General features: G+C 58.9%; 24 protein-coding genes. 11 read left to right on the top strand and 13 right to left on the bottom strand.

What is annotated here, in order from left to right:
* Positions 1 to 6 precede the first annotated feature (6 nt).
* A complete protein-coding gene (locus ACOQFT_RS20905) occupies positions 7 to 444 on the bottom strand; it encodes a GNAT family N-acetyltransferase (protein ID WP_421599767.1) in 438 nt (145 codons plus the stop codon).
* An 81-nt stretch (positions 445 to 525) separates the two neighbouring features.
* On the opposite strand from ACOQFT_RS20905, the gene guaA reads away from it, so the two are divergent.
* From guaA to ACOQFT_RS20860, 9 genes are all read left to right on the top strand, one after another.
* A complete protein-coding gene (gene guaA, locus ACOQFT_RS20900) occupies positions 526 to 2085 on the top strand; it encodes a glutamine-hydrolyzing GMP synthase (RefSeq protein WP_421599766.1) in 1560 nt (519 codons plus the stop codon).
* Positions 2086 to 2160: 75 nt separating this feature from the next.
* Positions 2161 to 3063, top strand: coding sequence for a DMT family transporter (locus tag ACOQFT_RS20895; RefSeq protein WP_421599765.1), 903 nt, complete (start codon positions 2161 to 2163; stop codon positions 3061 to 3063).
* 125 nt (positions 3064 to 3188) lie between these two features.
* Positions 3189 to 4364 (top strand): OmpP1/FadL family transporter, encoded by a 1176-nt coding sequence (locus ACOQFT_RS20890; protein WP_421599764.1) that lies wholly within the window; start codon positions 3189 to 3191, stop codon positions 4362 to 4364.
* Between the two features lie 99 nt (positions 4365 to 4463).
* Complete coding sequence (locus ACOQFT_RS20885; RefSeq protein ID WP_421599763.1) at positions 4464 to 5360, top strand: DMT family transporter; 897 nt, start codon at positions 4464 to 4466, stop codon at positions 5358 to 5360.
* A gap of 47 nt (positions 5361 to 5407) precedes the next feature.
* Positions 5408 to 6280, top strand: a complete 873-nt coding sequence (locus tag ACOQFT_RS20880) for an ATPase (protein WP_421599762.1) — start codon at positions 5408 to 5410, stop codon at positions 6278 to 6280.
* A 39-nt stretch (positions 6281 to 6319) separates the two neighbouring features.
* Entirely contained in the window at positions 6320 to 7258 is a 939-nt protein-coding gene (metA, locus tag ACOQFT_RS20875) for a homoserine O-acetyltransferase MetA (protein WP_421599761.1), read from the top strand.
* A gap of 4 nt (positions 7259 to 7262) precedes the next feature.
* Positions 7263 to 8213, top strand: coding sequence for an alpha/beta fold hydrolase (locus ACOQFT_RS20870; protein ID WP_421599760.1), 951 nt, complete (start codon positions 7263 to 7265; stop codon positions 8211 to 8213).
* Between the two features lie 49 nt (positions 8214 to 8262).
* A complete protein-coding gene (ppk2, locus tag ACOQFT_RS20865; RefSeq protein WP_421599759.1) occupies positions 8263 to 9132 on the top strand; it encodes a polyphosphate kinase 2 in 870 nt (289 codons plus the stop codon).
* Between the two features lie 79 nt (positions 9133 to 9211).
* Positions 9212 to 9826 carry a TetR/AcrR family transcriptional regulator gene (locus tag ACOQFT_RS20860; protein ID WP_421599758.1) on the top strand — a complete coding sequence of 205 codons (615 nt, stop codon included), beginning with the start codon at positions 9212 to 9214 and terminating at the stop codon, positions 9824 to 9826.
* 3 nt (positions 9827 to 9829) lie between these two features.
* Here ACOQFT_RS20860 and ACOQFT_RS20855 read toward each other — a convergent pair whose 3' ends face one another.
* From ACOQFT_RS20855 to ACOQFT_RS20805, 11 genes are all read right to left on the bottom strand, one after another.
* Positions 9830 to 10888, bottom strand: coding sequence for an adenylate/guanylate cyclase domain-containing protein (locus tag ACOQFT_RS20855; protein ID WP_421599757.1), 1059 nt, complete (start codon positions 10886 to 10888; stop codon positions 9830 to 9832).
* Positions 10885 to 11253: a group I truncated hemoglobin gene (locus ACOQFT_RS20850; protein WP_421599756.1), complete on the bottom strand. Its 369-nt coding sequence runs from the start codon at positions 11251 to 11253 to the stop codon at positions 10885 to 10887. Before ACOQFT_RS20850 ends, ACOQFT_RS20855 begins: the two co-directional genes overlap by 4 nt.
* Before the next feature lie 117 nt (positions 11254 to 11370).
* Positions 11371 to 12180, bottom strand: a complete 810-nt coding sequence (locus ACOQFT_RS20845; RefSeq protein WP_421600077.1) for a glycosyltransferase family 25 protein — start codon at positions 12178 to 12180, stop codon at positions 11371 to 11373.
* Positions 12181 to 12323: 143 nt separating this feature from the next.
* Positions 12324 to 13544 carry an aminopeptidase P family protein gene (locus tag ACOQFT_RS20840; protein ID WP_421599755.1) on the bottom strand — a complete coding sequence of 407 codons (1221 nt, stop codon included), beginning with the start codon at positions 13542 to 13544 and terminating at the stop codon, positions 12324 to 12326.
* Between the two features lie 160 nt (positions 13545 to 13704).
* Positions 13705 to 14916, bottom strand: coding sequence for an ABC transporter permease (locus ACOQFT_RS20835; RefSeq protein WP_421599754.1), 1212 nt, complete (start codon positions 14914 to 14916; stop codon positions 13705 to 13707).
* A 5-nt stretch (positions 14917 to 14921) separates the two neighbouring features.
* The gene (locus ACOQFT_RS20830; protein ID WP_421599753.1) at positions 14922 to 16193 is read right to left on the bottom strand and encodes an ABC transporter permease; all 1272 of its coding nucleotides are present in this window, start codon (positions 16191 to 16193) and stop codon (positions 14922 to 14924) included.
* A 66-nt stretch (positions 16194 to 16259) separates the two neighbouring features.
* A complete protein-coding gene (locus ACOQFT_RS20825) occupies positions 16260 to 17351 on the bottom strand; it encodes an extracellular solute-binding protein (RefSeq protein WP_421599752.1) in 1092 nt (363 codons plus the stop codon).
* A gap of 111 nt (positions 17352 to 17462) precedes the next feature.
* Positions 17463 to 18554 (bottom strand): ABC transporter ATP-binding protein, encoded by a 1092-nt coding sequence (locus ACOQFT_RS20820; protein WP_421599751.1) that lies wholly within the window; start codon positions 18552 to 18554, stop codon positions 17463 to 17465.
* A 147-nt stretch (positions 18555 to 18701) separates the two neighbouring features.
* Positions 18702 to 19409, bottom strand: coding sequence for a maleate cis-trans isomerase family protein (locus ACOQFT_RS20815; protein WP_421599750.1), 708 nt, complete (start codon positions 19407 to 19409; stop codon positions 18702 to 18704).
* The gene (locus ACOQFT_RS20810; RefSeq protein ID WP_421599749.1) at positions 19406 to 20551 is read right to left on the bottom strand and encodes a M24 family metallopeptidase; all 1146 of its coding nucleotides are present in this window, start codon (positions 20549 to 20551) and stop codon (positions 19406 to 19408) included. The genes ACOQFT_RS20815 and ACOQFT_RS20810 overlap by 4 nt, the downstream gene beginning before the upstream one ends.
* Complete coding sequence (locus tag ACOQFT_RS20805; protein WP_421599748.1) at positions 20548 to 21591, bottom strand: pyridoxal-phosphate dependent enzyme; 1044 nt, start codon at positions 21589 to 21591, stop codon at positions 20548 to 20550. The genes ACOQFT_RS20810 and ACOQFT_RS20805 overlap by 4 nt, the downstream gene beginning before the upstream one ends.
* Before the next feature lie 86 nt (positions 21592 to 21677).
* On the opposite strand from ACOQFT_RS20805, the gene ACOQFT_RS20800 reads away from it, so the two are divergent.
* Positions 21678 to 22862, top strand: coding sequence for a M24 family metallopeptidase (locus ACOQFT_RS20800; protein WP_421599747.1), 1185 nt, complete (start codon positions 21678 to 21680; stop codon positions 22860 to 22862).
* The gene (argE, locus tag ACOQFT_RS20795; protein ID WP_421599746.1) at positions 22859 to 24016 is read left to right on the top strand and encodes an acetylornithine deacetylase; all 1158 of its coding nucleotides are present in this window, start codon (positions 22859 to 22861) and stop codon (positions 24014 to 24016) included. Before ACOQFT_RS20800 ends, argE begins: the two co-directional genes overlap by 4 nt.
* On the opposite strand, the gene ACOQFT_RS20790 is transcribed toward argE, so the two are convergent.
* Entirely contained in the window at positions 24013 to 24879 is an 867-nt protein-coding gene (locus ACOQFT_RS20790) for an urea carboxylase-associated family protein (RefSeq protein WP_421599745.1), read from the bottom strand. The two genes, argE and ACOQFT_RS20790, sit on opposite strands and share 4 nt — an antisense overlap.
* Between the last annotated feature and the right edge of the window lie 19 nt (positions 24880 to 24898).

Here is a 24898-nt window from a genome sequence, read left to right as displayed (position 1 = left end):
GCAGGTTCAGAGTGCTTTTTCCAGTGCAACAGAATTGCCGCTGACTTCTGTTTCAAGCCAACCCAGATGAGCATAGATCGCGCGTGTATCCGTCATAAGGCGGTGGGTACGCAAAACCATACGTGTACATCCGACCTCACGCGCTTCGGCCTCGGCCCCTGCCAGCAGTTTTCCGGCAATCGCCTGCCCTTGCGCGTTTGGCGAAACGGCCAGATTGAAAACCTTCATCTCGTCACCTTGCTGGGCATAGATGACCACCCCGGCCAATGCGGTTCCTGAAACAGCCAAAACCACCCGATGATCCGAGATATCCTGCTCAATACCCGCCGTCACATCCGGTAAATCAGCAATGCTTTCGCGCGCTTTGGAATAGGCGGCTGCGATACATTCTGTGATCGCCTCGGCGTCTTCCTGTGTCGCATTCTTGAAACGAATGGTGGTCATTGATCTGATCTCCTTGCGTATCTGGCCTGAAACGCCTTCATAACGCTTGCACATAGACGCCGCGCGACCTAAGAGCCAGTCATGAGCCAGACATCCCATGACCGCCTTCTGATCATCGACTTCGGCAGCCAGGTGACGCAGCTGATCGCACGCCGCCTGCGCGAGTTGAATGTCTATTGTGAAATCCACCCCTACCAGAATGTCACGATGGACTTTGTGCGCGAGATGGCGCCCAAGGCCGTGATCTTCTCGGGCGGGCCGGACAGCGTGACGCGCGAGGGTTCACCCCGAGCGCCGCAAGAGATTTTTGACTATGGCGTGCCGATCCTTGGCATCTGCTATGGCCAGCAGGTGATGATGCACCAGCTAGGCGGAAAGGTCGAAAGCGGCCACGGCACCGCCGAGTTTGGCCGCGCCTTTGTCACTCCGAAAGGTCAGCTGGACATTCTGAACGGCTGGTTCACCGATGGTGACGAACAAGTCTGGATGAGCCACGGCGACCACGTCAGCGAAATCGCCCCGGGGTTCGAGGTATTCGGCACCTCGCCCAACGCGCCTTTCGCGATCACCGCCGACACCAACCGCCACTTCTATGCCGTTCAGTTCCACCCCGAGGTGCACCACACCCCGAAGGGCGCGAAACTATATGAGAACTTCGTGAAACTGGCCGGGTTCAGCGGTGACTGGACCATGGGCGCCTATCGCGATGAAATGATCCGCAAGATCCGCGAACAGGTCGGCGACAAAAAAGTCATCTGCGGCCTGTCCGGCGGTGTCGACAGCTCGGTCGCGGCGATCCTGATCCACGAGGCGATTGGCGATCAGCTTACCTGTGTCTTCGTCGACCACGGCCTGCTGCGCAAGAACGAAGCCGAAGAAGTCGTCGGCATGTTCCGCGACAACTACAACATTCAGCTGATCCATGCGGATGAAAGCGATCTGTTCCTGGGTGAGCTGGACGGCCAGTCCGACCCCGAAACCAAGCGCAAGATCATCGGCAAGCTGTTCATCGACGTGTTCCAGAAACACGCCGACACCATCGACGGCGCCGAATTCCTGGCGCAGGGCACGCTGTATCCGGATGTGATCGAGTCCGTTTCATTCTCGGGCGGTCCTTCCGTCACCATCAAATCGCACCACAATGTCGGCGGCCTGCCGGAAAAAATGGGGCTGAAGCTGGTCGAACCCCTGCGTGAACTGTTCAAGGACGAGGTCCGCGCCTTGGGTCGGGAACTCGGCCTGCCGCAGAGCTTTATTGGCCGCCACCCCTTTCCCGGACCGGGCCTGGCAATCCGCTGCCCCGGTGAGATCACCCGCGAGAAACTGGACATCCTGCGCGAGGCCGACGCGGTCTATATCGACCAGATTCGCAAGCACGGGCTGTATGACGATATCTGGCAGGCCTTTGTGGCCATCCTCCCCGTTCGTACCGTGGGCGTGATGGGCGACGGGCGAACCTATGACTATGCCTGCGCCATGCGGGCGGTCACCTCGGTCGACGGCATGACCGCTGATTATTACCCGTTCACCCACGAATTCCTTGGCGAGACCGCCACGCGGATCATCAACGAGGTCAAGGGCATCAACCGATGCACCTATGACATCACCTCGAAACCTCCGGGAACGATCGAGTGGGAATAACTAAAAAAGCCGGGCACTGTCCCGGCTTTTTTGTTTAGGTTCAGGCAGAAACCCGCGAATCCCGCAGGCAGGTGAATGGACAGCAGCAAACCGCAGATCGGCAAGGCCGCGCTTTGGATGACCGGGGCTATTGCCTCGTTCTCGTCCATGGCGATTGCCGGTCGCGAGCTGAGCATAACGCATGATACTTTCGAAATCATGTTCTACCGCAGCCTTGTCGGTATCTGCGTCGTGGCGCTGATTCTGTCGCTGACCGGCAAATGGCATCAAGTCTCGACGCACAGGCTGGGTCTGCACGGTATCCGGAACCTGATGCACTTCACCGGCCAGAACCTGTGGTTCTATGCGGTCTCGGTCATCCCTCTGGCGCAGGTTTTTGCGTTGGAGTTCACCCAGCCCATCTGGGTCATTCTGTTGTCCCCGCTGCTGTTGAAAGAACGGCTGACCCCGGTTCGGGTGCTGTCCGCTCTGATTGGCTTTGCAGGCATCCTGATTGTCGCCCGCCCCGGCGCGGTCCCGCTCGGCGCAGGCGTTTTGACGGCCGCGCTTTCGGCGGTTTTCTTTGCCCTGACCACCATATCCACCAAGACTCTGACGCGGTTTGCCAGTATCGGCTGCATCATGTTCTGGCTGACTGTCATGCAGGCGATTTTGGGCCTGATCGCGGCGGGCATCGACGGACAGATTGCCCTACCCACACTCGCCACGATTCCTTTTCTTTTGCTGGTGGGGCTGGCAGGCCTGTTGGCGCATTACTGCATCACCAACGCGCTGGCGATCGCCCCGGCAACGGTAGTGGTGCCATTCGACTTTGCCCGCCTGCCGACAATCGCGGTGGTCGGTATGATTCTGTATCACGAGCCGTTGGATCACTGGACCCTGCTGGGGGCCGCCGTGATCTTTTCCGGCATCTTTATGAACGTTCAGGCCGAGAATCGTAACAGTTTAGCAACAGATTCACACCACAATCAGCAGTAATAACGCACCGTCACCAGTTGACGGTTCAATAGGCCTTAAGAAAGTATCGAGCACCACAAGTCAGGTCGATCTTAACCACTCAATAACCCGAGCCTGACTTACAGGAGACCTTAAGGGAGGACATGATGAAAAAAGCGCTATTACAGGCGTGCGCGCTCAGCGTTGGGGCGACTGCGGCCTATTCAGGCGGCCTGGATCGCAGCGGCCAGGGCATCAACCTGATCTTCGAAGAAGGATCGGTCGCCCAGTTCCGGCTTGGATACACCAACCCAAGCGTTAGCGGCACCTTGCTTGATGCAAACCCCGGCAGCCCGACAAATGGACAAGTTGTGGACTCGGGCAGCGTGGCAAATGATTTCTTCACCCCGCATCTCGGTTACAAAACCGCGCTCACGGAACAGCTTGATTTCGCGATCATGTATGATGAACCGTTTGGGGCTGACATCGAATACGCGGATGACTATCCGCTGTCCATCAACCCCGTCCCGTTCGGCCGCACCGGCAATACTCTGAAAGCCAAGGCGGACACCGAAGCGATTACCGCTCTGCTGCGCTATAAGTTCGACAACGGGTTCAGCGCGATCGGCGGCGTGCGGGCACAGCGCGTGAAAGCCTCGGTCACGGTCCCTGCAGCTGCGGGGTACAACGTGTCTTCGGATCGGGACATCGCTTTCGGCTACGTTGTCGGCGTGGCATGGGAAAAGCCCGAAATCGCGGCACGAGTGTCGCTTACGTACAACTCGAAAATTTCACACGACCTGTCGCAGGACGAATCGTTCAACCCACTCCCGATCCCGCCGATCCCGCCGGGAACCGTTGCATCGGTTGACACATCCAGTGAAATCGAAACGCCTCAGTCAATCAACCTGGACTTCCAGACCGGTGTTGCACCCAAGACCCTGCTGTTTGGTTCGGTCCGCTGGGTGGACTGGCCGCAGTTGAACTACTCTCCGCCAGCCTATGTTGGTATCGTTGGCAGACCGCTGGTTGACTACGACGACGCGACATTCACCTACTCGCTTGGACTTGGCTACCAGTTCACCGATCAGTTCGCCGGCGCTGTGACGCTGGGGTACGAAACCGACGAAGGCGAACCGGTGTCCAACCTTGGGCCCACGGACGGGTTCTGGAGCATCGGTCTGGGCGGAACATATACGCTTGAAAACGCACAGATTTCCGGTGGTGTTCGCTATACCGACATTGGGGATGCGACTGCGGATGGTGGATTTGGCCAGACGGCCGACTTCAGCGGCAACAGCGCGTGGAGTGTCGGTTTCCAGATCACCTACTCGCTGGGCTGATCCAACGCACCAAAACAGACGAACCCCGCCTTTCCGGCGGGGTTTTTCTTTGCGCAAGTTTCGGGTCGAACGGGTGCGCAGAGGATGCGAAAAGGTGGCATGGCTGCACAAAAACACCTCACACCGAATGCATGGGCCGAGCTTCTTTTGCTGGGCCTGATCTGGGGCGCATCATTTCTGTCAATCCGCATCGCGCTGGACACCATCCCGGTGATGACCTCGGTGTTTCACCGAGTTTTCTGGGCCATGCTGGTGCTTTGGCTTGTGGTGCGGTTTCGGCGGCTGGCCGTTCCGCGCAGCCCCCACGTTTGGCTGGCATTTCTAGTCATGGGGCTGCTGAATAACGCAATTCCGTTTTCCCTGATGGCCTGGGGGCAGCTTTACATAGAGACCGGCCTGACCTCGATCTTGAACGCGATGACGGCCATTTTCGGGGTCATCGTCGCGGCCCTGTTTTTCAAGGACGAACGCCTTAGCCGGGGACGTGCGGTTGGAGTTGGGCTTGGTTTTTTAGGGGTCACGATTGCCATCGGGATACGCAACTTTGCCAGTTTCGATCTGCAGAGCATGGCGCAACTGGCCATCATTGCAGGCACGGTGTCCTACGCGCTGGCCGGTGCCTGGGCGCGGGTCACCTTGTCCGACCTGCCGCCCGTCGTCGCCGCAGCCGGTATGTTGACCGGATCGACCTTGCTGATCCTGCCGATCACGCTGGTCGTCGACGGCGTACCAAACCTGGACCTATCCCTGATCACATGGGCGGCGATTGGCTATTACGCCCTGATTGCCACCGCCGGAGCCTATCTGCTGTACTACCGGGTTCTGGCCATGGCGGGCGCAGGCAACCTGTTGCTGGTCACGTTGGTCATCCCTCCGGTCGCTATCGTGCTGGGTGCCGTTCTGCGGGATGAGGCACTGCCCCCACAAGCCTTTCTGGGCTTTGCGATCCTTGCACTGGGGTTACTGATCCTCAATCGCGCAGGGGCGCGCGATTGACGCCGCCCGCTGCCCGTTTTAGCTAGGTCAAAAAGGGACAGCTGACGATGATCTACAGCTCGGCAAAGGACTGGCGCGACGCGGCGCGGAAAAAGGTGCTGTTTTTTGGCATGTCGGGTCTGGGCAAGACCTATGTGTCCAACGTCCTGCGAGATTCAGGCGACTGGTTCCATTATTCGATCGATTACCGCATTGGCACGCGTTACATGGGTGAATACATCGCCGACAACGCCAAGGCCGAGGCGATGAAGGTCCCGTTTCTGCGCGATCTCCTGCTGTCGGATTCGATCTATATCGGATCGAATATAACATTCGAGAACTTGACCCCGGTGGCGGCCTATCTGGGCAAGCCCGGCAATCCCGATCTCGGCGGGATGGAGCTGCACGAATACCGCCGCCGGCAGGAACAATTCCGTCTGGCTGAAATCCATGCCCTGCTGGACACTGAATATTTCATCGACCGTGCGCGGCGTCTGTATCAATACCCGAATTTCATCTGCGACACAGGCGGATCAATCTGTGAATGGGTGGACCCCAATGACCCGACCGACCATGTACTGTCAGACTTGTCCAGCCAGACACTGATGATCTGGATACAAGGCGATGAGGACCACACCGCTGAACTGATCCGCCGCTTTGACAAGGCGCCCAAGCCGATGTCCTATCAGCCCGAATTTCTGACCCGCGTCTGGGGCGACTACCTGACCCTGAACGATTGCCGGGCCGAGGACGTGGATCCCGACGCCTTTATCCGCTGGACCTATGCGCAGGCGTTGGCGCATCGTCAGCCGCGCTATCAGGCGATGGCCGAGAATTGGGGGGTCGCCGTTACCGCCGACGACATGCACAAGGTGCGCGACGCCGCTGATTTCGATGAGTTGATCGAACGCACCCTTGAGACCCGCGCGAACCGCGCTTAATTTCCGCTTCTACAGTTTAACTCCAAAGGCTTGCACCTGATGCCGATCAAGATTCCCGCCGATCTTCCTGCTTTTGACGTCCTCACCAAAGAGGGCGTCTCGGTCATGGCCGAGGATCAGGCGATGCGTCAGGACATCCGCCCCCTTCGGATCGGGTTGCTGAACCTGATGCCCAAGAAAATCCAGACCGAAAACCAGTTCGCGCGTCTGATCGGGGCGACTCCGCTGCAGATCGACCTATCTTTAATCCGCATGACCGAGCATCGCACCAGAAACACCGCAGCCGAGCATATGGCCGAGTTCTACCGCCCCTTTCGGGACGTCAAGGACGAGAAGTTTGATGGCCTGATCATCACTGGCGCTCCGATCGAGCATCTGGATTTCACCGACGTCACCTATTGGAACGAGATGCGCGAGGTGTTTGAGTGGACGCAGACCAACGTGCATTCAACCTTTGGCGTCTGCTGGGGCGGGATGGCAATGATCAACCATTTCCACGGCGTCCGGAAACACGTGCTGAACGCCAAGGCCTTCGGCTGTTTCCGTCACACAAACCTCAACCCTGCCTCGCCGTTCCTGCGCGGATTTTCGGACGATTGCGTGATCCCGGTCAGCCGCTGGACAGAGATGAAACAGGCCGAGATTGATGGCGCCGATGGGCTGGTGACTCTGCTGGGCAGCGATGATGTCGGCCCTTGTCTGGTCGAGGATCAGGCGCATCGTGCGCTCTATATCTTCAACCACTTCGAATATGACAGCGATACCCTGAAGCAAGAGTATGACCGCGACGTAGCCAATGGCACGCCGATCAACGTGCCGATGAATTATTATCCAGACGACGATCCCGCCCAGACACCGCAGAACAGATGGCGCAGCCACGCGCATTTGCTCTATGGCAACTGGATCAGCGAGATTTACGGCACAACCCCCTACGACATCAACCGGATTGGCGTCGATCAAACTGATCTGAGGGCCTGAGCCAATGCTGCGCGTCGGCATCATAGTTCTGGCCGTGATGGTCATGCTGTGGGTCGTCGCAACCTGGCGCGCGGTCCGGAACGAGGCCCGCGCCGAGGCCTCGTTTCCCCCCGAAGGTCAGATCGTTGAGGTTGATGGCATTCCCGTCCATGCCGTTGTGATGGGCGAAGGGCCGGACGTGGTGCTGCTCCACGGCTCCAGCGGCAATACACGCGACATGACCTTTGCGCTGGCCCCGATTTTGGCCGAAAACTACCGCGTTATCGTGTTCGACCGCCCCGGATTGGGTTACAGTGCCAGCTTCAATCCGGACGGTGAAACCATTGAAGAGCAAGCGGAAATCTTGCAGAAAGCTGCTGCTCAACTGAGGGCCGAAAAACCTATTGTTGCAGGTCAAAGCTATGGCGGATCGGTATCGCTTGCCTGGGCGGTAACGCGGCCTGACAACATTTCCGCGCTGGTCCTGATCGCACCTGCGGCGATCCCGTGGGAGACGCCTCTGGACGGTTTCAACCGACTGGCTTCCACCTCGGCCGGCAGCGCGGCAACCCTGCCGCTGATCACCGCTTTTGCGCCCGAATGGTATGTCGAACAGGCGCTGGACCGGGTGTTCGCGCCCCAGACAGCCCCAGAGGGTTATGCCGATCACTTCGGCCCCGGCCTGACAATGCGCCGCGCCTCGATGCACGCCAATGCCAAGCAGCGCGCCAACTTGTTGGAAGAGGTGACAGCTCTACAACCCCGATATGGCGAGATCAACGTCCCCACCGAAATCGTTCACGGCACCGCCGATGACACCGTTGGTCTTGAATGGCATTCACACCGGTTGATCGACGAAATCCCCGGTGCCGAACTGATTGAACTTCCAGGCATCGGGCATATGCCGCAAGTCGTGGCAGCGCCCGAAGTTGCCGCCGCTATCGACCGCGCCGCGCAACGTGCGGGTTTGCGTTAAGCCCTCGGCTAATCCATAGTAGGATATGGATTTTATGGCGAGGTAGCACATGGCCCGTTCCGAGAAAGGTTCCATTGAAAAGTACTTCGAAAAGGACGCCCCGAAAGAGGTGCGTTCAGCCATCGAAAAGTCCGAAAAGGACGACATTCTGAACCCGACCTACCCTTACGACGAGCGCTTGAAGCGTAAAGCGTACGAAAAAGAGATGGAAAAGCTGCAGATTGAACTGGTCAAGATGCAGTCATGGGTCAAGGAAACCGATCAACGGATTGCCCTCATTTTCGAGGGTCGGGACGCGGCTGGCAAAGGCGGTACGATCAAGCGGTTCCGCGAAAACCTCAACCCGCGCGGCGCGCGCAACGTAGCGCTCAGTAAACCTTCGGATACCGAACAAAGCCAGTGGTACTTCCAGCGCTACATCCAGCATCTGCCGTCGGCCGGTGAGATCGTGTTTTTTGACCGCAGCTGGTACAACCGCGGAGTTGTAGAAAACGTGTTTGGTTTCTGTACCGCAGAACAGCGTGAACGGTTTTTCAGGCAGGTTCTGCCGCTGGAAACCGGGCTGGTGAATGACGGGATTACTCTGTTCAAGTTCTGGCTGAATGTCGGCCGTGCAGAGCAGTTGAACCGTTTTCTGTCCCGCGAAACGGACCCTCTAAAGCAGTGGAAACTCAGCCCGATCGACGTGGCGGGCCTGAACAAATGGGCCGAATACAGCGAGTCGATCTCGGAAACCCTGACCCGCAGCCATTCCGAGCATTGCCCGTGGACCATCGTTCGGTCCGACGACAAGAAACGCGCGCGGCTGGCGGCCATTCGCAGGGTACTGCATGCGCTGGACTATGATGAAAAGGACGAGGACGCCATCGGGCCGAATGATCCCAATATCTGCGGCGGGCCGGAAATCTGGGATGCGTGACCAAGAGTGGACGAAGACCACAACGCGGATTATGTCATGTATTCCGACAGCTTAAACAGCAAAGGCACCTGAAACGGGGATGACGAAACGCGGGTATCACCACGGGAACCTGAAACAGGCTCTGATCGAGGCTGCGCTGTCTTTGATCGAGGAAAAAGGCCCGACTGGATTTACCCTGTCCGAGGCCGCAAAAACCGCAGGTGTAACGCCAGCTGCGGTCTATCGGCATTTCCACGGGCGCGAAGACCTGATCGCCGAGGCCGCCCGTCAGGGGTATGAGATGTTCGCGGATCTGATTCAATACGCCTATGACAAGGGCCAGCCTTCGGCCTTGGCGGCGTTCGAAGCGACGGGTCGCGCCTATCTGGCCTTTGCGCGCAAGCATCCAGGTCATTACATCGCAATGTTCGAAAGCGGTATTTCCATCAACCGCACACCCGAACTGGCGCTGGCGGCGAACAGGGCGAAAGCGGTGCTGGAGAAAGCGGCCTCGGATCTGTCACAGCACATCCCGCCTGAAAAACGCCCGCCCGCGTCGATGTTCAGCGCCCATATCTGGGCCTTGAGCCATGGCGTTGTTGAACTGTTCGCCCGCAATACCGGCGCAAGCTCTCCCTTCCCGCCCGAGGATTTGCTGGAGTCCGGAATCGGCATCTATCTTCGCGGCCTAGGGTTGGTTCCGCAGGACGATTAGGGGTCAGAAACGCGACAACGGTTGCGGCACGCTAAGGCCAGAAGTCACATTGATCAGATCCATCGCGCCCATGCCCTTAATGTCGACGCGCCCAATGTCCGAGACCTGAAACTCGTCGATCAGAGCGTATTTCATCTCTTCCGGAGCAACGATATTCATGGGGTTTGCAAAGACTTGCAGACGCGCGGCAATGTTCACCGCCGGGCCGAACACGTCATAGACGTATTTCTGTATCCCCACGACCGAGCCCACAGCGGCCCCCATGCCCAACCCGACCCGGGCCTGCCATTTATGCGGATGGCTTTCATTGCGCCGCTCAAGATACCGCAGGAACCGCACCGCGCAATGCGCCACGGCGGTGGCGTGATCCGGCGTCTCGTCCGGCATCCCCGACACGGCAAGGTAGGCGTCACCGATGGTTTTGATCCGCTCACACCCAAACTGTTCAACGATGCGGTCGAAGGCGGTGAAAATGTCGTTCAGCTCGCTCAGCGTCACTGTCGGGTCGGTCTTGGCCGCGAAATCCGTGAAGCCCACGAAATCCAGCATCACCACCGACACCTGATCGAATAGCTGAGGCGTGACAACGCCGAACGTCTTAAACTCTTCGTACACCGCGCGCGGCATCAGGTTCAGCAGCAGCCGTTCCACCCGCTCTTTCTCGCGCTCCAATTCCCGCGTGTTGCGCTCGACCATGGTCGAGTAGCTGTCGATCATGCTTTCCAATTCGCGGATGCGGGTGATGTTCTGGCATTCGACAACCAGAACCTGTTCGGACAGGCCATTTGCCAGCGAAACGGTCGTCGCAAAAATAAGCGTTCTGCGCTTTGGCTTGATCTGCAGCTCAACCGAATACCGCAGGCCGGATTGCTTTACGTCCTCCAACTCGCGCGGATCAAGCGACGGAATCAAATCCAGCAGCGTCTGCCCTTCTTCTGGCTTCCCGAACCATTCCGCGAATGGCCCGTTGTGAAAAACAAAGCTCAGATCCGAAGCGCGCACGACCGCAACACCAACTCCGATCGCCCGAAGCAGCTGTTCGTTGATGGCCAGAATACTCATGCGGCGTCGCGCGCTACAATGATCGCGCGTTTGGCCTCGATAGCACTCAGGGCGATCTTGATATGGCTTTCCTCCATACCATGCATGGCCAGCGCCTCGCCGAAAAGCTCAGCCATCTCGTCAAAGTCCGCATGAGAGATATTGAGGTGTCGGTGAACCGCTTCAATCCGATCATCACTGAAGGATGCAGGCCCGCCCACCAAGGAAGACACGAACTTGGTTTGGTGGTCGATCAGGCGCGGCATATCAATATCTTCGAAATGGCCGCCGATCTGATCGGATTCCAAAGCCATTTCGTAGAATGTCATCACGATCCGGCTGATGGTTTTGAACCCGCCGTATCTTTCGTAAATTGTCTGCCCCACACCAAACACCCAAACGTTAACCACAAACAACACTGCAAGGTTATATCAAATCAACAGTTTTGTTAACGCTTATGCGTTGCGGGGCTGATATCAGGGGATTCAGAGCCTAATTTGCGGTCACACGCTCAGGTCATCGGCGCACGGAATGAACCCGATAAACCCGCCGTCATTCAGCAAACGGCGCTGAGCACCCGCACGCCAATACAGTTTGCGCCCAGCGGCTTGCAGCTCGCGCCGGGCGCGGAACCACAAAGGCCCCTTGTCCAGACCACTGTTGGTTTTCTGGTCCTGCGACCGCTCACTGACCTTGACGGTTTCTGCCGTCTGATCCTGTTGCTTGGACCAGATCATCTGCACCCCGACCGCCGGAAAGCACTGATACATGCGCCAATCAGGGCGCGGAATCGAAATGAAATCATCAAGGTGGTCCGAATACCTCTCGGACCAAGACAACAGTTTTCGACAGGCCGCCTGGGTGACGACATAAGCGGCCGCGCTGGGGGCCATTTCCAGCATCGGTCTGACCGGGACATCCGCGACCTTCTGCAACGGACCAAACCGCATGGAACGCGGAGAGTAGTCCAGTTTGATGAGGTCAAACCCGTCTCCGCCATCCAGCAGCGCAGTAATGACCTTCCCGGCTTGGGCAGACATTTCAACGTCATCTTCAAAGACCGCAACCGCCTTCAAACCCTGATCCACAGCGGCCTGCCAAACGGCCCGGTGGCTTTCGAAACAGGCGATTTCGCTTTGTTTCAGGCCCCAGCGGCTGCCGGTTCCGGGGGCATAGCCATTACCCGCAAGCGCTCCGGGGAGTTGCCCGTCAACCGCACTGAATCGTTGCGCGCCGACCAGACCTGTGTGAGCGAACTGAGCTTCCATGAAAGAGGCCCTCTCGGGCACCCGATCGAGGTTGATAAAGCACACACCCGTTCCCGATGGCAGTTCGAATTGTCCCACGGCATATCCTTTCCAGCAGTATCGTCAGATACACACCGCTGAACCGGACAATCAACCCCGCCCTCGGGTTGGATGTCAGGAAGGGTCGGCGACCCTTCCCTGCAACGCTATCAGGCGCTGATCGTGTTATGTTCCGGCCCATAAGGGAAGCCGGTGATATTCTCGGCACCGGTTTCTTCGACGACCAGAATGTCATGCTCGCGGTATCCGCCTGCGCCCTTCTGGCCCTCGGGTATCCACAGCATCGGTTCGATCGACACAACCATGCCCGGCTCCAGCACCGTATCGATATCCTCGCGCAGTTCCAACCCGGCCTCGCGGCCGTAGTAGTGGCTGAGAATGCCGAAGGAATGGCCGTAGCCAAAGGACCGGTATTGCAGCAGCCCTTCATCTGCAAAAAAGCGGTTGATCTCGGCCGTGATACCCGAGCATGTCGCACCGGGTTTGATCAGGCTCAGACCAAGCTCATGTGCGGCAACGTTGGCCTTCCAGATACGCAGGCTTTCAGCATCGGGTTCGCCAAGGAACAGGGTCCGTTCCAAAGCGGTGTAGTAACCCGAGATCATCGGGAACGTGTTCAGCGACAGGATATCGCCCTTTTGCAACGCCCGTTTGGTAACCGGGTTATGTGCGCCATCGGTATTCAGGCCAGACTGGAACCAAACCCACGTGTCACGGTATTCGGCATCCGGATAGGCGCGCGCGATCTCGGCCTCCATCGCGTCACGTCCGGCCATCGCAATTTCGATTTCGGTCGCAGCTTCACGGATCGCGGCATGGATGGCCGCGCCGCCAACGTCAGCCGTACGCGCACCGCCTTTGATCAGTTCGATTTCTTCGGCGGATTTCACCATCCGCGCGGCCATCGTATCGGGGGCGATATCCACCAGTTCCGGCGCACCCAACATGTCCAGCGCCGTATCCCGCATGGCCAGCGTCATGTGATCGCCCTCGATCCCGATACGACGAGCGGAACCGATCAAACCGGCCACAGCGCGCCAATAGTTGTTCCGCTTCCAGTCGGTGTAGATGACGTTTTCCTCGACCGAGCGACGCCATGGCTGCCCCGCGTCGATATTCGCCGACACGGTTGTGCATGCGTCCTGTGTTACCACGCAGCCATACGGACGGCCGAACGCGCAATACAGAAAGCCCGAGTAATAGGCGATGTTGTGCATCGACGTCAGCAGCACCGCCGGGATATCGCGCGCCGCCATCGTCGCGCGCAGGCTGGCCAGACGTCGGGCGTATTCCGCCTTGCTGAAAGGCAGCGGAGCCTTGTCGCCGTTGTGGCTGGTAAAGAACTCGGGGCGATTTTGCAGATCGGTCATTTGGTCTCTCCTCAATGCCGGACAAGCACCGCCCGGCCACAAGCCCCGGCGTTCAGGACAAGCGGCCTCGGGAACCGAGAGCCATGCACCCCGCCTTGTGTCACGACGCCATCGTGACCGGAGTGCATGGTGAAATCGCTAAATCAGCTTTCGAGTCGCGTCAAGCCGGGCTGAGGCCCCGCAGACGTTCGGACCGACGCCGCAGCAGTTCGACCGTGGTCAGCAGCGCAATCGAGATCACCACAAGGATGGTCGCCACCGCCAGAATGGTCGGGCTGATCTGCTCACGAAGACCGGTAAACATCTGCCATGGCAGCGTTTTCTGACTGGCCGAGCCGACGAACAGCACCACCACGACCTCGTCGAATGAGGTGATGAAGGCAAACAGGCCGCCCGAGATCACGCCCGGCAGGATCAGCGGCATCTGGATCTTGAAGAAGGTCCGCACCGGCCCTGCCCCCATATTCGCAGCCGCCCGCGTCAGCGACTGATCAAAGCCCACCAGAGTCGCAGTCACAGTGATGATCACGAAGGGAATACCCAGAACCGCGTGGGCCAGAACGACTTTCACATAGCCCACAAAGTTCTTGTCCATACCCAGAGTCCCCTCAAGGAACCGCCCGATGTCACTGTAGAAAAAGAACATCCCCGTCGCCGAGATGATCAGCGGAACGATCATCGGTGAGATCAGGATGCCCATGATGGCCCGGCGCCCCGGAACATGCGATTGGCTGAGGCCGATGGCTGCCAGCGTCCCCAGCGACACCGAGATGATCGTCGCAATCGGCGCAATGATCAGCGAGTTCTTGAAGCTGCGCTGCCATTCATTGTTGGTGAAGAAATCGCGGTAATGCTTCAGCGAATACCCCTCGGGGTCCAGACGCAGCATTTCAGGCGTGAAGGTGAAGAAGTCCTGCGCGTTGAACGAAAGTGGCAGCACCACAAGGATCGGCGTGATCAGGAAGACAAAGATGGCACCGCAAATCACGCGGAACAGGTAATGTTCGAACACCTGCCGACCTGTCAGATAAGGCAACAGCTTTTGCCGATAACGCCCTTCGTACAGCCAGAAGATGAAAAAGGCAAAGAACCACCCCGCCAGCAGCCCGACGATCAGGCCGGTGAACCCGGCAAAGAAAAACCCGATCGCGGCAAGCCCCAGAACGGTAATCCAGCGCGCAACACGTTCATTGTCGAGCAGAGTGATATAGACCCAGGCCAGCCCTGCCATCAGTGCGGCACCGATCAGGACACCCAGCAGGACATTGCCCTGCCCGGCCCCAACGAACATACCGAAGAAACCTCCGGCAATGGCGACCGCCGGCAGGACGACCGACAACGGCTTGCGGGATATAGGTGTAAGTGCTGCCATGATCTTTATCCCAGTTTCACGTTATCGATGCCCACGATCTTGTCGTAGCACCAGTAGAGCAACAGAACGACCGCCAGCAGGATCGCCCCCAGCGCCGCCGCCAGACCCCAGTTCAGCGAGGACGAGATGTGGTAGGCAATCCGGTTCGAGATGAAGACACCCTTGGTGCCGCCCACGATCTCGGGTGTGATGTAGTAACCGATGGCCAGAATGAATACGAGGATGGACCCCGCTCCGATACCCGGAATGGATTGCGGGAAATAGATCCGCCAGAAGGTCGTCCAGTTGGTCGCCCCCATCGACTTGGCCGCGCGGGTATAGGATGGCGGAATGGTCTGCATCACCGAATACATCGGCAGGATCATGAACGGCAGCAGGATGTGCGTCATGGCAATGATCGTTCCGAACTGGTTGTTGATGATCACAAGCCGCGCATCGTCCGCGACCAATCCCAGCCAGACCAGCGTTTCGTTGATCACGCCCTGCTGTTGCAACATGACCTTCCATGCAGAAGTTCGCACCAGCAGCGACGTCCAGAACGGAAGCAAGACAAGGATCATCAGCAGATTGGAAACCCGCATTGGCAGCGTCGCCAGCAGGTACGAGACCGGATAAGCCAGCAAAATGCAGGACCCGGTGATGATCAGCGACATGAACAGCGTGCGTCCAAACAGCTTGACCAGGATTTGCTTGTCCTCGGGCTGCGCCTGCGCGCCTTCGGGCGTACGGCGCATGTCGATGGCGTTCAGGAAATAGCCATTGGTGATCGGGACCGCATGGGTCTTGATCGTGCGCCAAGTTTCGACATCGCCCCAGCCGTCATGAATCTCGATCAGCTTTTCCTTGAACGGCGCATCAGCCTCGGGGTCCAGGCGCTTGATTTTGCGTCCAGATTTACGGAACATCGAAGACATTCCAGTCTGTTCATAGTTCAGACGCGTGCCAAGTCTGGTATGCGTTTTTGCCTCAACAGCCTCGACCATGTCCTTGGCAAAGGCGGCGTAAAGGGCTTCGTCGGGCAGCTCACTGCTCTCGGCATCCCAATTCTTCAGCTCAACCACAGTCAGTGGGAGCGTTTCGGCAACGATTCCGTTTTCGACCGAGCGGAACAGCATCGAAACGATCGGGATCACGAAAGAGAGCAGAACAAACAGCAACAAGGGCGCAACAAGGGCCAGCGCCCGAAGTTTGCGGCGGCGCAGGGATCGCGCCAGTGATTTCTTCAGTGGCGTGCCATCTGCGGCCAGCATCGGACCGGATTGAGTAGCGTCAGTCATCTGCGTCCCTTGGTCTTTGGTGGGTCGGGGCCATTGGCGGCCCCGACCTTGCGTATCAAGACAAGCTTATTGTGCCAGCCATGCCTGGAATTTCGCGTCTATATCGTCGCGGTAGTCCGCCCAGAACTCGTAGTTATACAGGAACGTGTTCTTGGCGTTTTCCGGATCGGTCGGCATGTGCGGTGCCATGTCGATGCCCAGTTCAGCGTGCTGACCAACCAGCGGTGCCGACGAAGCACGGGCCGGACCGTACGAAATGTACTTGGCCTGATCCGCCAGACGCTGCGTATCGGTTGCGAACATGATGTAGTCCAACGCGCGCTGCTGACGCTCTTCGCTCAGGCCCGCCGGGATGATCCAGCCGTCCAGGTCGAAAACCTGTGCGTCCCACAGCATAGCGACGGGCTGTTTTTGCTCTTCGATCACGCTGAACAAACGACCGTTATAGGTCGAACCCATAACAACTTCGCCATCAGCCAGCAGTTGCGGCGTATCGGCACCTGCAGACCACCAGACAACGCTGTCCTTGATCGTGTCCAGCTTGGCCAATGCCTGATCCTGCCCTTCCGGAGTTGCCAGAACGTCATAGACGTCGTCCTTGGCAACGCCATCACACAGCAGTGCCCATTCCATGTTGTTGATCGGCCGCTTCTCCAGCGAACGCTTGCCGGGATAGTTTTCCAGGTCGAACACTGCGCAGATGTCGCTGGGCTGTGTGTCGCCGACCAGATCGGTGCGATAGCCGAAAGTGGTCGAATACACGATTTGCGGGATAAAGCAGTCGCTGACCAGCAGATCGCCGAAATCCTCGGATGCGAGTGTGCCATCCGGCGCCGGAGCCAGTTGGGTGTCGAAGTCGATTTCCAGCGCCAGACCTTCGTCGCACAGACGGATCGCGTCCGAGGCCACAACATCAACCACATCCCAAGTGATGTTACCCGCTTCGTTCATCGCACGCAGTTTGGCGACCGCTTCGTTCGAGCTGTCGTCATTCAGGATGGTGATACCGGTCTTTTCCGAATAGGGCTCGTGATACGCTTTGAGCTGCGATTTGGAGTATGCGCCGCCCCACGAGACGATCGTCATCTCTTCAGCCATCGCGCCACCGGCAATTGCGGCAACCGCACTTGCCAAAAGAGTGGTTTTGGTAACTTTCATTGTTAACTCCCTGTTTTACCCGTTAATTTTAGCTTTGAGGATCGGATCACGGGGCAACCCGATCATCTGATGTCCCGCGCACCCGGGCGGATCACACGGGGAATTCCAGAATCAGGCGTCCAACGCCCGGCAATCCTGGGCCAGCCAGCCGATCTCGACATCCTGGCCGGGGCGCAACCTGACCGCATCCGGCGCGTTCCGGGTCTTGATGATGAAGTCATCATTGCCCGCCACGGACAGGCGGAAGCGGAACACGTCGCCCATATAGATGAACTCTTTCACCGTGGCCTTCAGCGTATGCGCATCGGCGTGCAAACGGTCCTTGTTGAACTCGACGCGTTCGGGGCGGATAGAAACCTTGGTGCGTTCGCCCGCATTGTGGACGTTCACCGGCTTGGCATCAATTTCGGATCCGTCATCCAGAACAACCACGCACGAGTCGCCATCGATTGACTTAACAACACCTTCCAATGTGTTGTTTTCACCAATGAATTGCGCAACAAAGCTATTTTCAGGCTCTTCATACAGAAGGTCCGGCGGAGCCAGTTGCTGAATACGGCCGTCGTCGAACACGGCGACACGGTCCGACATTGTCAGCGCCTCGGTCTGGTCGTGGGTCACGTAAACGGTGGTGATCCCCAGTTCATGCGCCAGACGGGTGATTTCGAACTGCATATGTTCTCGCAACTGTTTGTCCAGCGCGCCCAGCGGTTCGTCCATCAGAACCAGCTCTGGTTCGAACACCAGCGCACGCGCCAGTGCGATCCGCTGCTGCTGACCACCGGAGAGTTGTGCCGGGCGGCGGCTGCCAAATGCCCCCATCTGCACCATATCCAGCGCGCGGTTCACCTTTTCCTCACGCTGATCCTTGCCCATTTTCCGTACTTCCAGCGGAAAGGACAGGTTTTCAGCCACGGTCATATGCGGAAACAGGGCATAGTTCTGGAAAACCATCCCGATGCCTCGCTTATGCGGCGGGATATTATTGATCGGCTTCCCGTCCAGCATGATTTCGCCATGCGTGGCGGTTTCAAACCCGGCCAGCATCATCAGGCAAGTTGTCTTGCCGGACCCCGACGGGCCCAACATTGTCAGAAACTCACCTTTTGGCATTGAGAGGTTTAAATCTTTTACAACGAGTACTTCGCCATCATAGGACTTCTGGACACGCTGAAACTCGACGAACGCTGCGTCATTTGACATATACCAACTTGGCTCCCTGTGGTCTGTTGTTTGCCCGGTTTATCCGGATCTCAAAGACCTATTGGCCTCATTAAAAGACATGCGAGACGTAACGCGCAACCAAAATGTGACAAAGGTCAGACATTTTCGGTTGCGTCTGCATTGCCACTAGGCTGAATTCAGGTCCCGCATGTGCCATGCAAGGCTTTGATTGCTGGACAAAACCGGCTTTTTCAGGCGGTTTTCTACTTCAGGGATTGCATCAAAAGTTCTTAAATTCGTGCAGCTTATGAAAACAGCTTCAACCGATGGATCAGCTCCAAGTTTCAGCGCTGCATCCACCACGGAACGCTGCGAAATGCGTACAACTTTCGATTCTTCTGCCTCTCCGAACGAGCCGAACACATCCATAACAACCCCGTTTTCAGCAAACGCCCGGCGCAGCGGTTCGTTCACTTCTTCGATATAGGGTGACAGCAGTGCGAATTTCGAAACACCCAAATGCGCCGCACAGGCAGATGCCGCGCGCAGCGGATTGGTGACCACAGCGGTATCGCAGGTTTTCCGAACCATCCGTTCGATCTGGTCGGACCCGATAACCGAACTGGCCGATGTACACCCGTATCCGACCACCTTGTAGGGGCGAATCTTGGGTAACAGGTCCGCGGCGGCAGGCAGGGCTTTCTCCATTTCCGCCAGAGTGTCTTTCGTCACCTCTGCCCCACTGGGAATGCGCGACACATACACCGGCGCACGCTGGTCGGCAAAATAGGCGTTGAACTCGGGTTCGATCGTCTCGTCGGTTTGCAAGACGATCAACCCCATCGGCGTGGCGTCTGGATCGTCCTTGTCCAGCGTGTAGGGCAGATAACTCATATCTCGGGCAACTCCGGGCCGATTCTGGGGCTGATGAAGCGCGGTGCCCCTTCGGTGATAACAATGTTCTCCTCGTGCACGAGGATTTTGTCGCCGACCGCAATGCCGGGTTCCAGCGTCAGAACCATTCCCGGTTCCAGAACCGTATGATCGGAGGGGATCAAAGATGGCCATTCCGTCAGCGACATCCCCAAACCATGCCCCAACCGCCCCGCGCCAGTCTCACCCGAGGTGCGGGACAGCACCTTGTTCATGACGTGAAACAGCTCTGACGCCGTTGTACCCGGGCGCGCAGCTTCGAATGCGGCGCCCGAGGCTTCGATCAGCGTTGCATAGGCATCGCGTACCTGAGTGCTGGCTGCTCCGACCGACCAGTTGCGGTCGAAGTCGCAGAAATACCCGTCCCAAACCAACCCAGTATCCAGCATCAATACATCACCGGGTTGCAGCGCCGTGGCGCGGGCCGGTGAAATCACATCCGTATACCCGCCCGGCCCGGTGCCACCGGCGAGGTAAGGCACCCAATCTGCGCCCTCATCCAGACACAGCATCTGAAATCGGCGGAAGACCTCGTCCAGTGCAGCGCCCTCACCGGCAATCTCGGGCACGCGCTGGAAGGCCCGACCGGCAATGGCGCAGGCGGTTTCGATCTTGGCAATCTCGGCCGGGGATTTGACCATCCGAAGGGCGCGGAGAATACCTTCGTCACTGCCCAAACGACGCTTGCCCAGCCCCTGCTGCAACCGGTTGAGATCGGCCAGCGGCATACGGACATGGGTCTCGTGCCCGTCCGGCAGGCCGATGACTGCATCCGCCGGACATACCTCGCGCAGAGTGTCGGCCAGCAGGCTGACACCGTCGTCGTCCAGAGTCGGGGCGCTCCAGGTGCGGATATCGTCCACCCATGTCTGGGTCATCAACGCCGCTCCGATCGACGGGATCACTGCAATCGGTTTGCCCGCCGCGGGAAGGACCAGAAACCAGGGGCGCGTCGGGCTTTCCCAAAAGCGGGTGAGGTAGCCAGTGAAATAGCGGATCTCTGGCTCGGTCGTCAGCAACAGCGCCGAAAGGCCCGCCTGCTCCATCAAGCGCTGTGCGCTGTCCGTTCGCGCGCGGAATTCGGACGCCTCAAAGCCCCTCATTCAGCAATCTCGGACAGGAAGCACAAGACACGGGCATCTGCTCCGATGCCCAGAGCCCGGCGCACTTCGGAATTCATGACAGCCGCAACCCCCGCCCCGCCTGACGCAGTGGTGGCGATACCCGCCGCGGCCATGGCGGGAAGATGCCCGGTCACTTGCGCATCGGAAAGGGTCAGGAACCTGTCAGCATCGCGGGCCAACCCGTTCAGAGCGATCAACGACGGTTCCTTGCAATCAAGCCGCCCCATCACGCTGTCGGGGCCGTCGGCGAAAACGCAGGCGCCGGCCTCGATACTGGCCTGCAACGCCGGGGCCGCATCAGGTTCGACCACGATGATCTGCGGCGCGTCCCCCCAGACGGTTCGCGCATAGGCCGCAACCGCGCCCGCCATTCCACCGACACCGGCCTGCAAGATGATATGAGTCGGCACCTGCGGGCATTGCCGGGCGGCCTCGGCCGCCATCTGCAAGTACCCTTCCATCAGAATGTGCGGCAGGTCGAAATAACCCTCCCACGAACTGTCCGACAGCAGAGTCCAGCTGTTATCCTGCGCCGCATTGCTGGCGGCGTCCATACTGGCCGCGTAGTCGGCGCCCTCGCGCACAACTTTCGCGCCTTGTTCACGCAAGCGTTCGGCAAAACTCTCGGGTACGGTCTCGGCGATATAGACTACCGCGTCGGCCCCGAACCTGCGCGCACCCGACGCCACGCTTAGGCCGTGGTTCCCCGCGCTGGCCGTAACATAGGTGCGACCGGGCAGCGTTGTGTTGTCCGGCGTCTCGGCAATCTCTGCTGCATGGCGCGCGATGACATAGGCCGCGCCCAAAGCCTTGAACGATCCCAGCCCCATCCGCCCACGTTCATCCTTGACCCACAGGTTCGCGACATCTGCCAACCCCTGCACATCGCGCAAAGGGGTTTCGGCAGCAGACAGGCAACGCGCGATCAATTCCGAGGCGCGCGCCACATTCGTAGACGGAAACGGTGCGCCCTCGATCAGTTTCTGACCGGCACGATACGGGTTGGATGTGATTTTCAACTGAACGTCTTCCCTGTGTTGCCCATTGACGTGATCGGATTCGTCTAGTTCTGTCAACAAAACTCAGACACCGCACGGAGCAACCCATGGCCCATGCCGATCCGGCTTTCAGCCAGGCTGAATATGATCGTCGGCTGACAAAGACGCGTGCAGCCATGGCCGCCGCTGGTCTGGACGCGCTGTTTGTCGAAGACCCGTCGAACATGGCGTGGCTGACGGGGTATGAGGGCTGGTCCTTCTACGTGCATCAGGGCGTTCTGGTCCTGCATGACCGCGATCCGATCTGGTGGGGCCGCAGTCAGGATGCCAACGGCGCGCGGCGCACGGTCTGGATGCCGGACGATCGGATATTCGGTTATGCGGACCATTATGTGCAATCGACCATCCGACACCCGATGCAGGACCTTGCGGCGCTGATCCGCGACTGCGGCTTGGGTTCGGGACGGATTGGGGTCGAGTTGGACAGCTATTACTACTCGGCCAAGGCGCATCTGACCTTGCTGTCAGAGCTGCCGCAGGCCGAACTGGTCGACGCGAACGCGCTGGTGAACTGGCAGCGCGCTGTGAAATCGGGTGAAGAAATTGCCCTGATGCGCAAGGCCGCCCGGATTTCGGAACACGTGATCGACGGCGTGCTGGAGCGGGTTGAACCGGGGCTGCGCAAGAACGAGTTGGTCGCGCAGATTTATCACGATGCGATCTCGGGCGTGGACAGCGATTGGGGGGACTACGCCGCCATCGTGCCTCTGCTGCCTTCTGGTCCGGACGCCGCCGCCCCGCATCTGACATGGGATGGCGCGCCCTTCAAATCCGGCGAGTGCACGTTTTTCGAGCTGTCCGGCTGTTACCGCCGTTATCACACGCCCTTCTGTCGGTCCGTTTTTTTGGGCCAGCCGCCCGACCACCTGTTACGAGCCGAGGCCGCTCTGGTCGAAGGGCTTGAGGCCGGGTTGGATGCCGCCCGTGCGGGCAACCAAGCGCGAGATATTGCACTGGCGCTGGCCGCGCCGCTGGAACGCGCCGGGATCGAGCGCGGTGCACGCTGCGGCTATCCGGTGGGCCTCAGCTATCCACCAGATTGGGGCGAACGCACCATATCCCTGCGCGCCGAAGATGAGACTGTTCTGGAACCCGGAATGACTTTCCACTTCATGCCCGGCCTTTGGATGGACGACTGGGGCCTTGAGATCACCGAGTCGATCCTGATCACCGAATCCGGACCCGCCGAGTGTTTCTGCGACCGGCCCCGCAAACTGTTTGTGAAACCATGACCCTGACCAGAACCACCGAAATCCTGGCCGACCTGATCGCCTTTGAAACGGTGTCCGCAGACAGCAACCTTGAGATCAGTCGCTACCTCACCGAACGGCTTGAGGCGCTGGGCGCGCGGTGCATTGAGACGCGGGATGCGACCGGAGCCAAGGCCAATGTCTTCGCCACGCTGGGGCCGGACATGCCCGGAGGCATTCTTCTGTCGGGCCATACGGATGTGGTTCCCGTGGCCGATCAGGACTGGACCACGGATCCATTTCAGATGGCCGAACGGGACGGTCGGTTGTATGGTCGCGGCACCTGCGACATGAAGGGGTTCATTGCCGCCGCCCTTGCTTTTGCTGAGACAGTGGACACCAGCAAACTGACCCAACCGCTGCATTTTGCCTTTACCTATGACGAGGAAACCGGCTGTCTGGGCGCGCAGAACCTGGTGAACGACCTATCCGAGCGCGGCATTGTTCCGGATATCGCGATCATTGGAGAACCGACCGAAATGCGGGTAATCGAAGGGCACAAAGGCTGCTTCGAATACACCACCAGTTTTGTCGGCCTCGAAGGGCACAGCTCGGCCCCCGATGACGGTGTCAACGCGGCGGAATACGCGGCGCGCTATATCGGCAAGCTGCTGGAGTTACGTCACATCCTGAAATCCCGCACGCCCAAGGGCAGCCCGTTCGAACCACCCTGGACCACGGTTAATGTCGGGCGCATCTCGGGCGGCGTTGCTCATAACGTCATCGCCAGCAAGGCCGAGGTCGCATGGGAAATGCGCCCCGTTCAATCCAGCGATGCGGAACTGGTGCGCAATACCCTGTCGGACTATGTGCAGCACACTCTCCTGCCGGAAATGCAGGCCGTTCATCCCGAGGCCAGCATCACACAAGAGGCCGTAGCCGAGGTCGAAGGGTTGGAACCCATGGACGAAAACGCCGCCCGCGAACTGGTCGCCGAACTGACCGGCGCCAATGGCACGGGCGTCGTCGCCTTTGCCACCGAAGCCGGACTGTTCCAGCAACTCGGCGTGCACGCGATTGTCTGCGGGCCGGGTTCGATCACACAGGCGCACAAGGCCGATGAGTATGTCGAGATCGAACAGCTCGACTTGTGCTGCCGGATGTTGAACCGTTTGGGGCGCCGCCTGACGTCTTAACCTGTCCCATGGGTACGGTCATAAGAGGACCGCGGCGGTTGCACATGCGCTGCACGCACCTCCTCGCCGGGATCATAGACCTCCATCACCAGCGGAAAACAGGCCGCAGCGTCCGACGAATGTTCGGACGAACAATCGCCGCCGGGACAGGCCGAGAGCCCAACGATCAGGTCGATCTCGGCGAAGAATTCCAGATAGTCCCCCGGACGCACCGGGCTGGCCTTCATGAAATACTGCCCGGTGTCGCGGGCAAAGCCGGTGCACATGAAGACGTTCAGCACATCATGTACCAGCATCTCGGCCTCATGCAGCGGTAGATCGCAATGGCTGGCCAGGGCGCGGGTCAGGTTGGAATGGCAGCAATAGTGGTAGTCATCGCCCGACAGCAACCGTCCGGTATAGGGATCACAGCGCGTCCCGATCACGTCATGGACCGAGCCACCAAAGGCATCGAACCCATACCAGTCCAACGTATCGTTCACGATGGTCGCCATTGGCCGCATGTTGGGAAAGCTCGACCACATGCGGTCGCCGGTCGACAGGTGGGTTCCGTGCAAAGCGCGGGTCTTTCCGGAATAGAACCGCTCGGTCAGGTCATGTTTGTTCCACATGTTCAAGTCACCGACCTGCGGGCCATCGACCGACAACACCCGAACAAACGCCCCCGCAGGCACGTCGATACAAGTGGCATCCCGTGGTGCTGCGATAGCCTCGGCCGTTTTGCCGGCCCCTACCCGCAGCGTGGTTAGCGCAGCGAGATTCGGCTGTTCCAACGTCTCGGGGGGGTAGCAGATGACCGGAGGAACGGCCTTGCGCTCATTCGCGTCCGCTGGTGCTACAAAATTCGGTTTCTCCAATTTCATCAGCGCCCTCCCCTGCGTT

It is taken from the genome of Ruegeria sp. MALMAid1280 (genome assembly GCF_049195285.1).
GTDB lineage: Bacteria > Pseudomonadota > Alphaproteobacteria > Rhodobacterales > Rhodobacteraceae > Ruegeria.
Note: the sequence above shows the minus strand (reverse complement) of the source record. Positions and strands in the feature narration are given on the sequence as shown.

Bases quoted from the DNA above. Each gene is read 5' to 3' on its own strand.
- ACOQFT_RS20905 (WP_421599767.1), bottom strand. From the start codon at position 444: ATGACCACCATTCGTTTCAAGAATGCGACACAGGAAGACGCCGAGGCG.
- guaA (WP_421599766.1), top strand. From the start codon at position 526: ATGAGCCAGACATCCCATGACCGCCTTCTGATCATCGACTTCGGCAGC.
- ACOQFT_RS20895 (WP_421599765.1), top strand. From the start codon at position 2,161: ATGGACAGCAGCAAACCGCAGATCGGCAAGGCCGCGCTTTGGATGACC.
- ACOQFT_RS20890 (WP_421599764.1), top strand. From the start codon at position 3,189: ATGAAAAAAGCGCTATTACAGGCGTGCGCGCTCAGCGTTGGGGCGACT.
- ACOQFT_RS20885 (WP_421599763.1), top strand. From the start codon at position 4,464: ATGGCTGCACAAAAACACCTCACACCGAATGCATGGGCCGAGCTTCTT.
- ACOQFT_RS20880 (WP_421599762.1), top strand. From the start codon at position 5,408: ATGATCTACAGCTCGGCAAAGGACTGGCGCGACGCGGCGCGGAAAAAG.
- metA (WP_421599761.1), top strand. From the start codon at position 6,320: ATGCCGATCAAGATTCCCGCCGATCTTCCTGCTTTTGACGTCCTCACC.
- ACOQFT_RS20870 (WP_421599760.1), top strand. From the start codon at position 7,263: ATGCTGCGCGTCGGCATCATAGTTCTGGCCGTGATGGTCATGCTGTGG.
- ppk2 (WP_421599759.1), top strand. From the start codon at position 8,263: ATGGCCCGTTCCGAGAAAGGTTCCATTGAAAAGTACTTCGAAAAGGAC.
- ACOQFT_RS20860 (WP_421599758.1), top strand. From the start codon at position 9,212: ATGACGAAACGCGGGTATCACCACGGGAACCTGAAACAGGCTCTGATC.
- ACOQFT_RS20855 (WP_421599757.1), bottom strand. From the start codon at position 10,888: ATGAGTATTCTGGCCATCAACGAACAGCTGCTTCGGGCGATCGGAGTT.
- ACOQFT_RS20840 (WP_421599755.1), bottom strand. From the start codon at position 13,544: ATGACCGATCTGCAAAATCGCCCCGAGTTCTTTACCAGCCACAACGGC.
- ACOQFT_RS20835 (WP_421599754.1), bottom strand. From the start codon at position 14,916: ATGGCAGCACTTACACCTATATCCCGCAAGCCGTTGTCGGTCGTCCTG.
- ACOQFT_RS20830 (WP_421599753.1), bottom strand. From the start codon at position 16,193: ATGACTGACGCTACTCAATCCGGTCCGATGCTGGCCGCAGATGGCACG.
- ACOQFT_RS20825 (WP_421599752.1), bottom strand. From the start codon at position 17,351: ATGAAAGTTACCAAAACCACTCTTTTGGCAAGTGCGGTTGCCGCAATT.
- ACOQFT_RS20820 (WP_421599751.1), bottom strand. From the start codon at position 18,554: ATGTCAAATGACGCAGCGTTCGTCGAGTTTCAGCGTGTCCAGAAGTCC.
- ACOQFT_RS20815 (WP_421599750.1), bottom strand. From the start codon at position 19,409: ATGAGTTATCTGCCCTACACGCTGGACAAGGACGATCCAGACGCCACG.
- ACOQFT_RS20810 (WP_421599749.1), bottom strand. From the start codon at position 20,551: ATGAGGGGCTTTGAGGCGTCCGAATTCCGCGCGCGAACGGACAGCGCA.
- ACOQFT_RS20800 (WP_421599747.1), top strand. From the start codon at position 21,678: ATGGCCCATGCCGATCCGGCTTTCAGCCAGGCTGAATATGATCGTCGG.
- argE (WP_421599746.1), top strand. From the start codon at position 22,859: ATGACCCTGACCAGAACCACCGAAATCCTGGCCGACCTGATCGCCTTT.
- ACOQFT_RS20790 (WP_421599745.1), bottom strand. From the start codon at position 24,879: ATGAAATTGGAGAAACCGAATTTTGTAGCACCAGCGGACGCGAATGAG.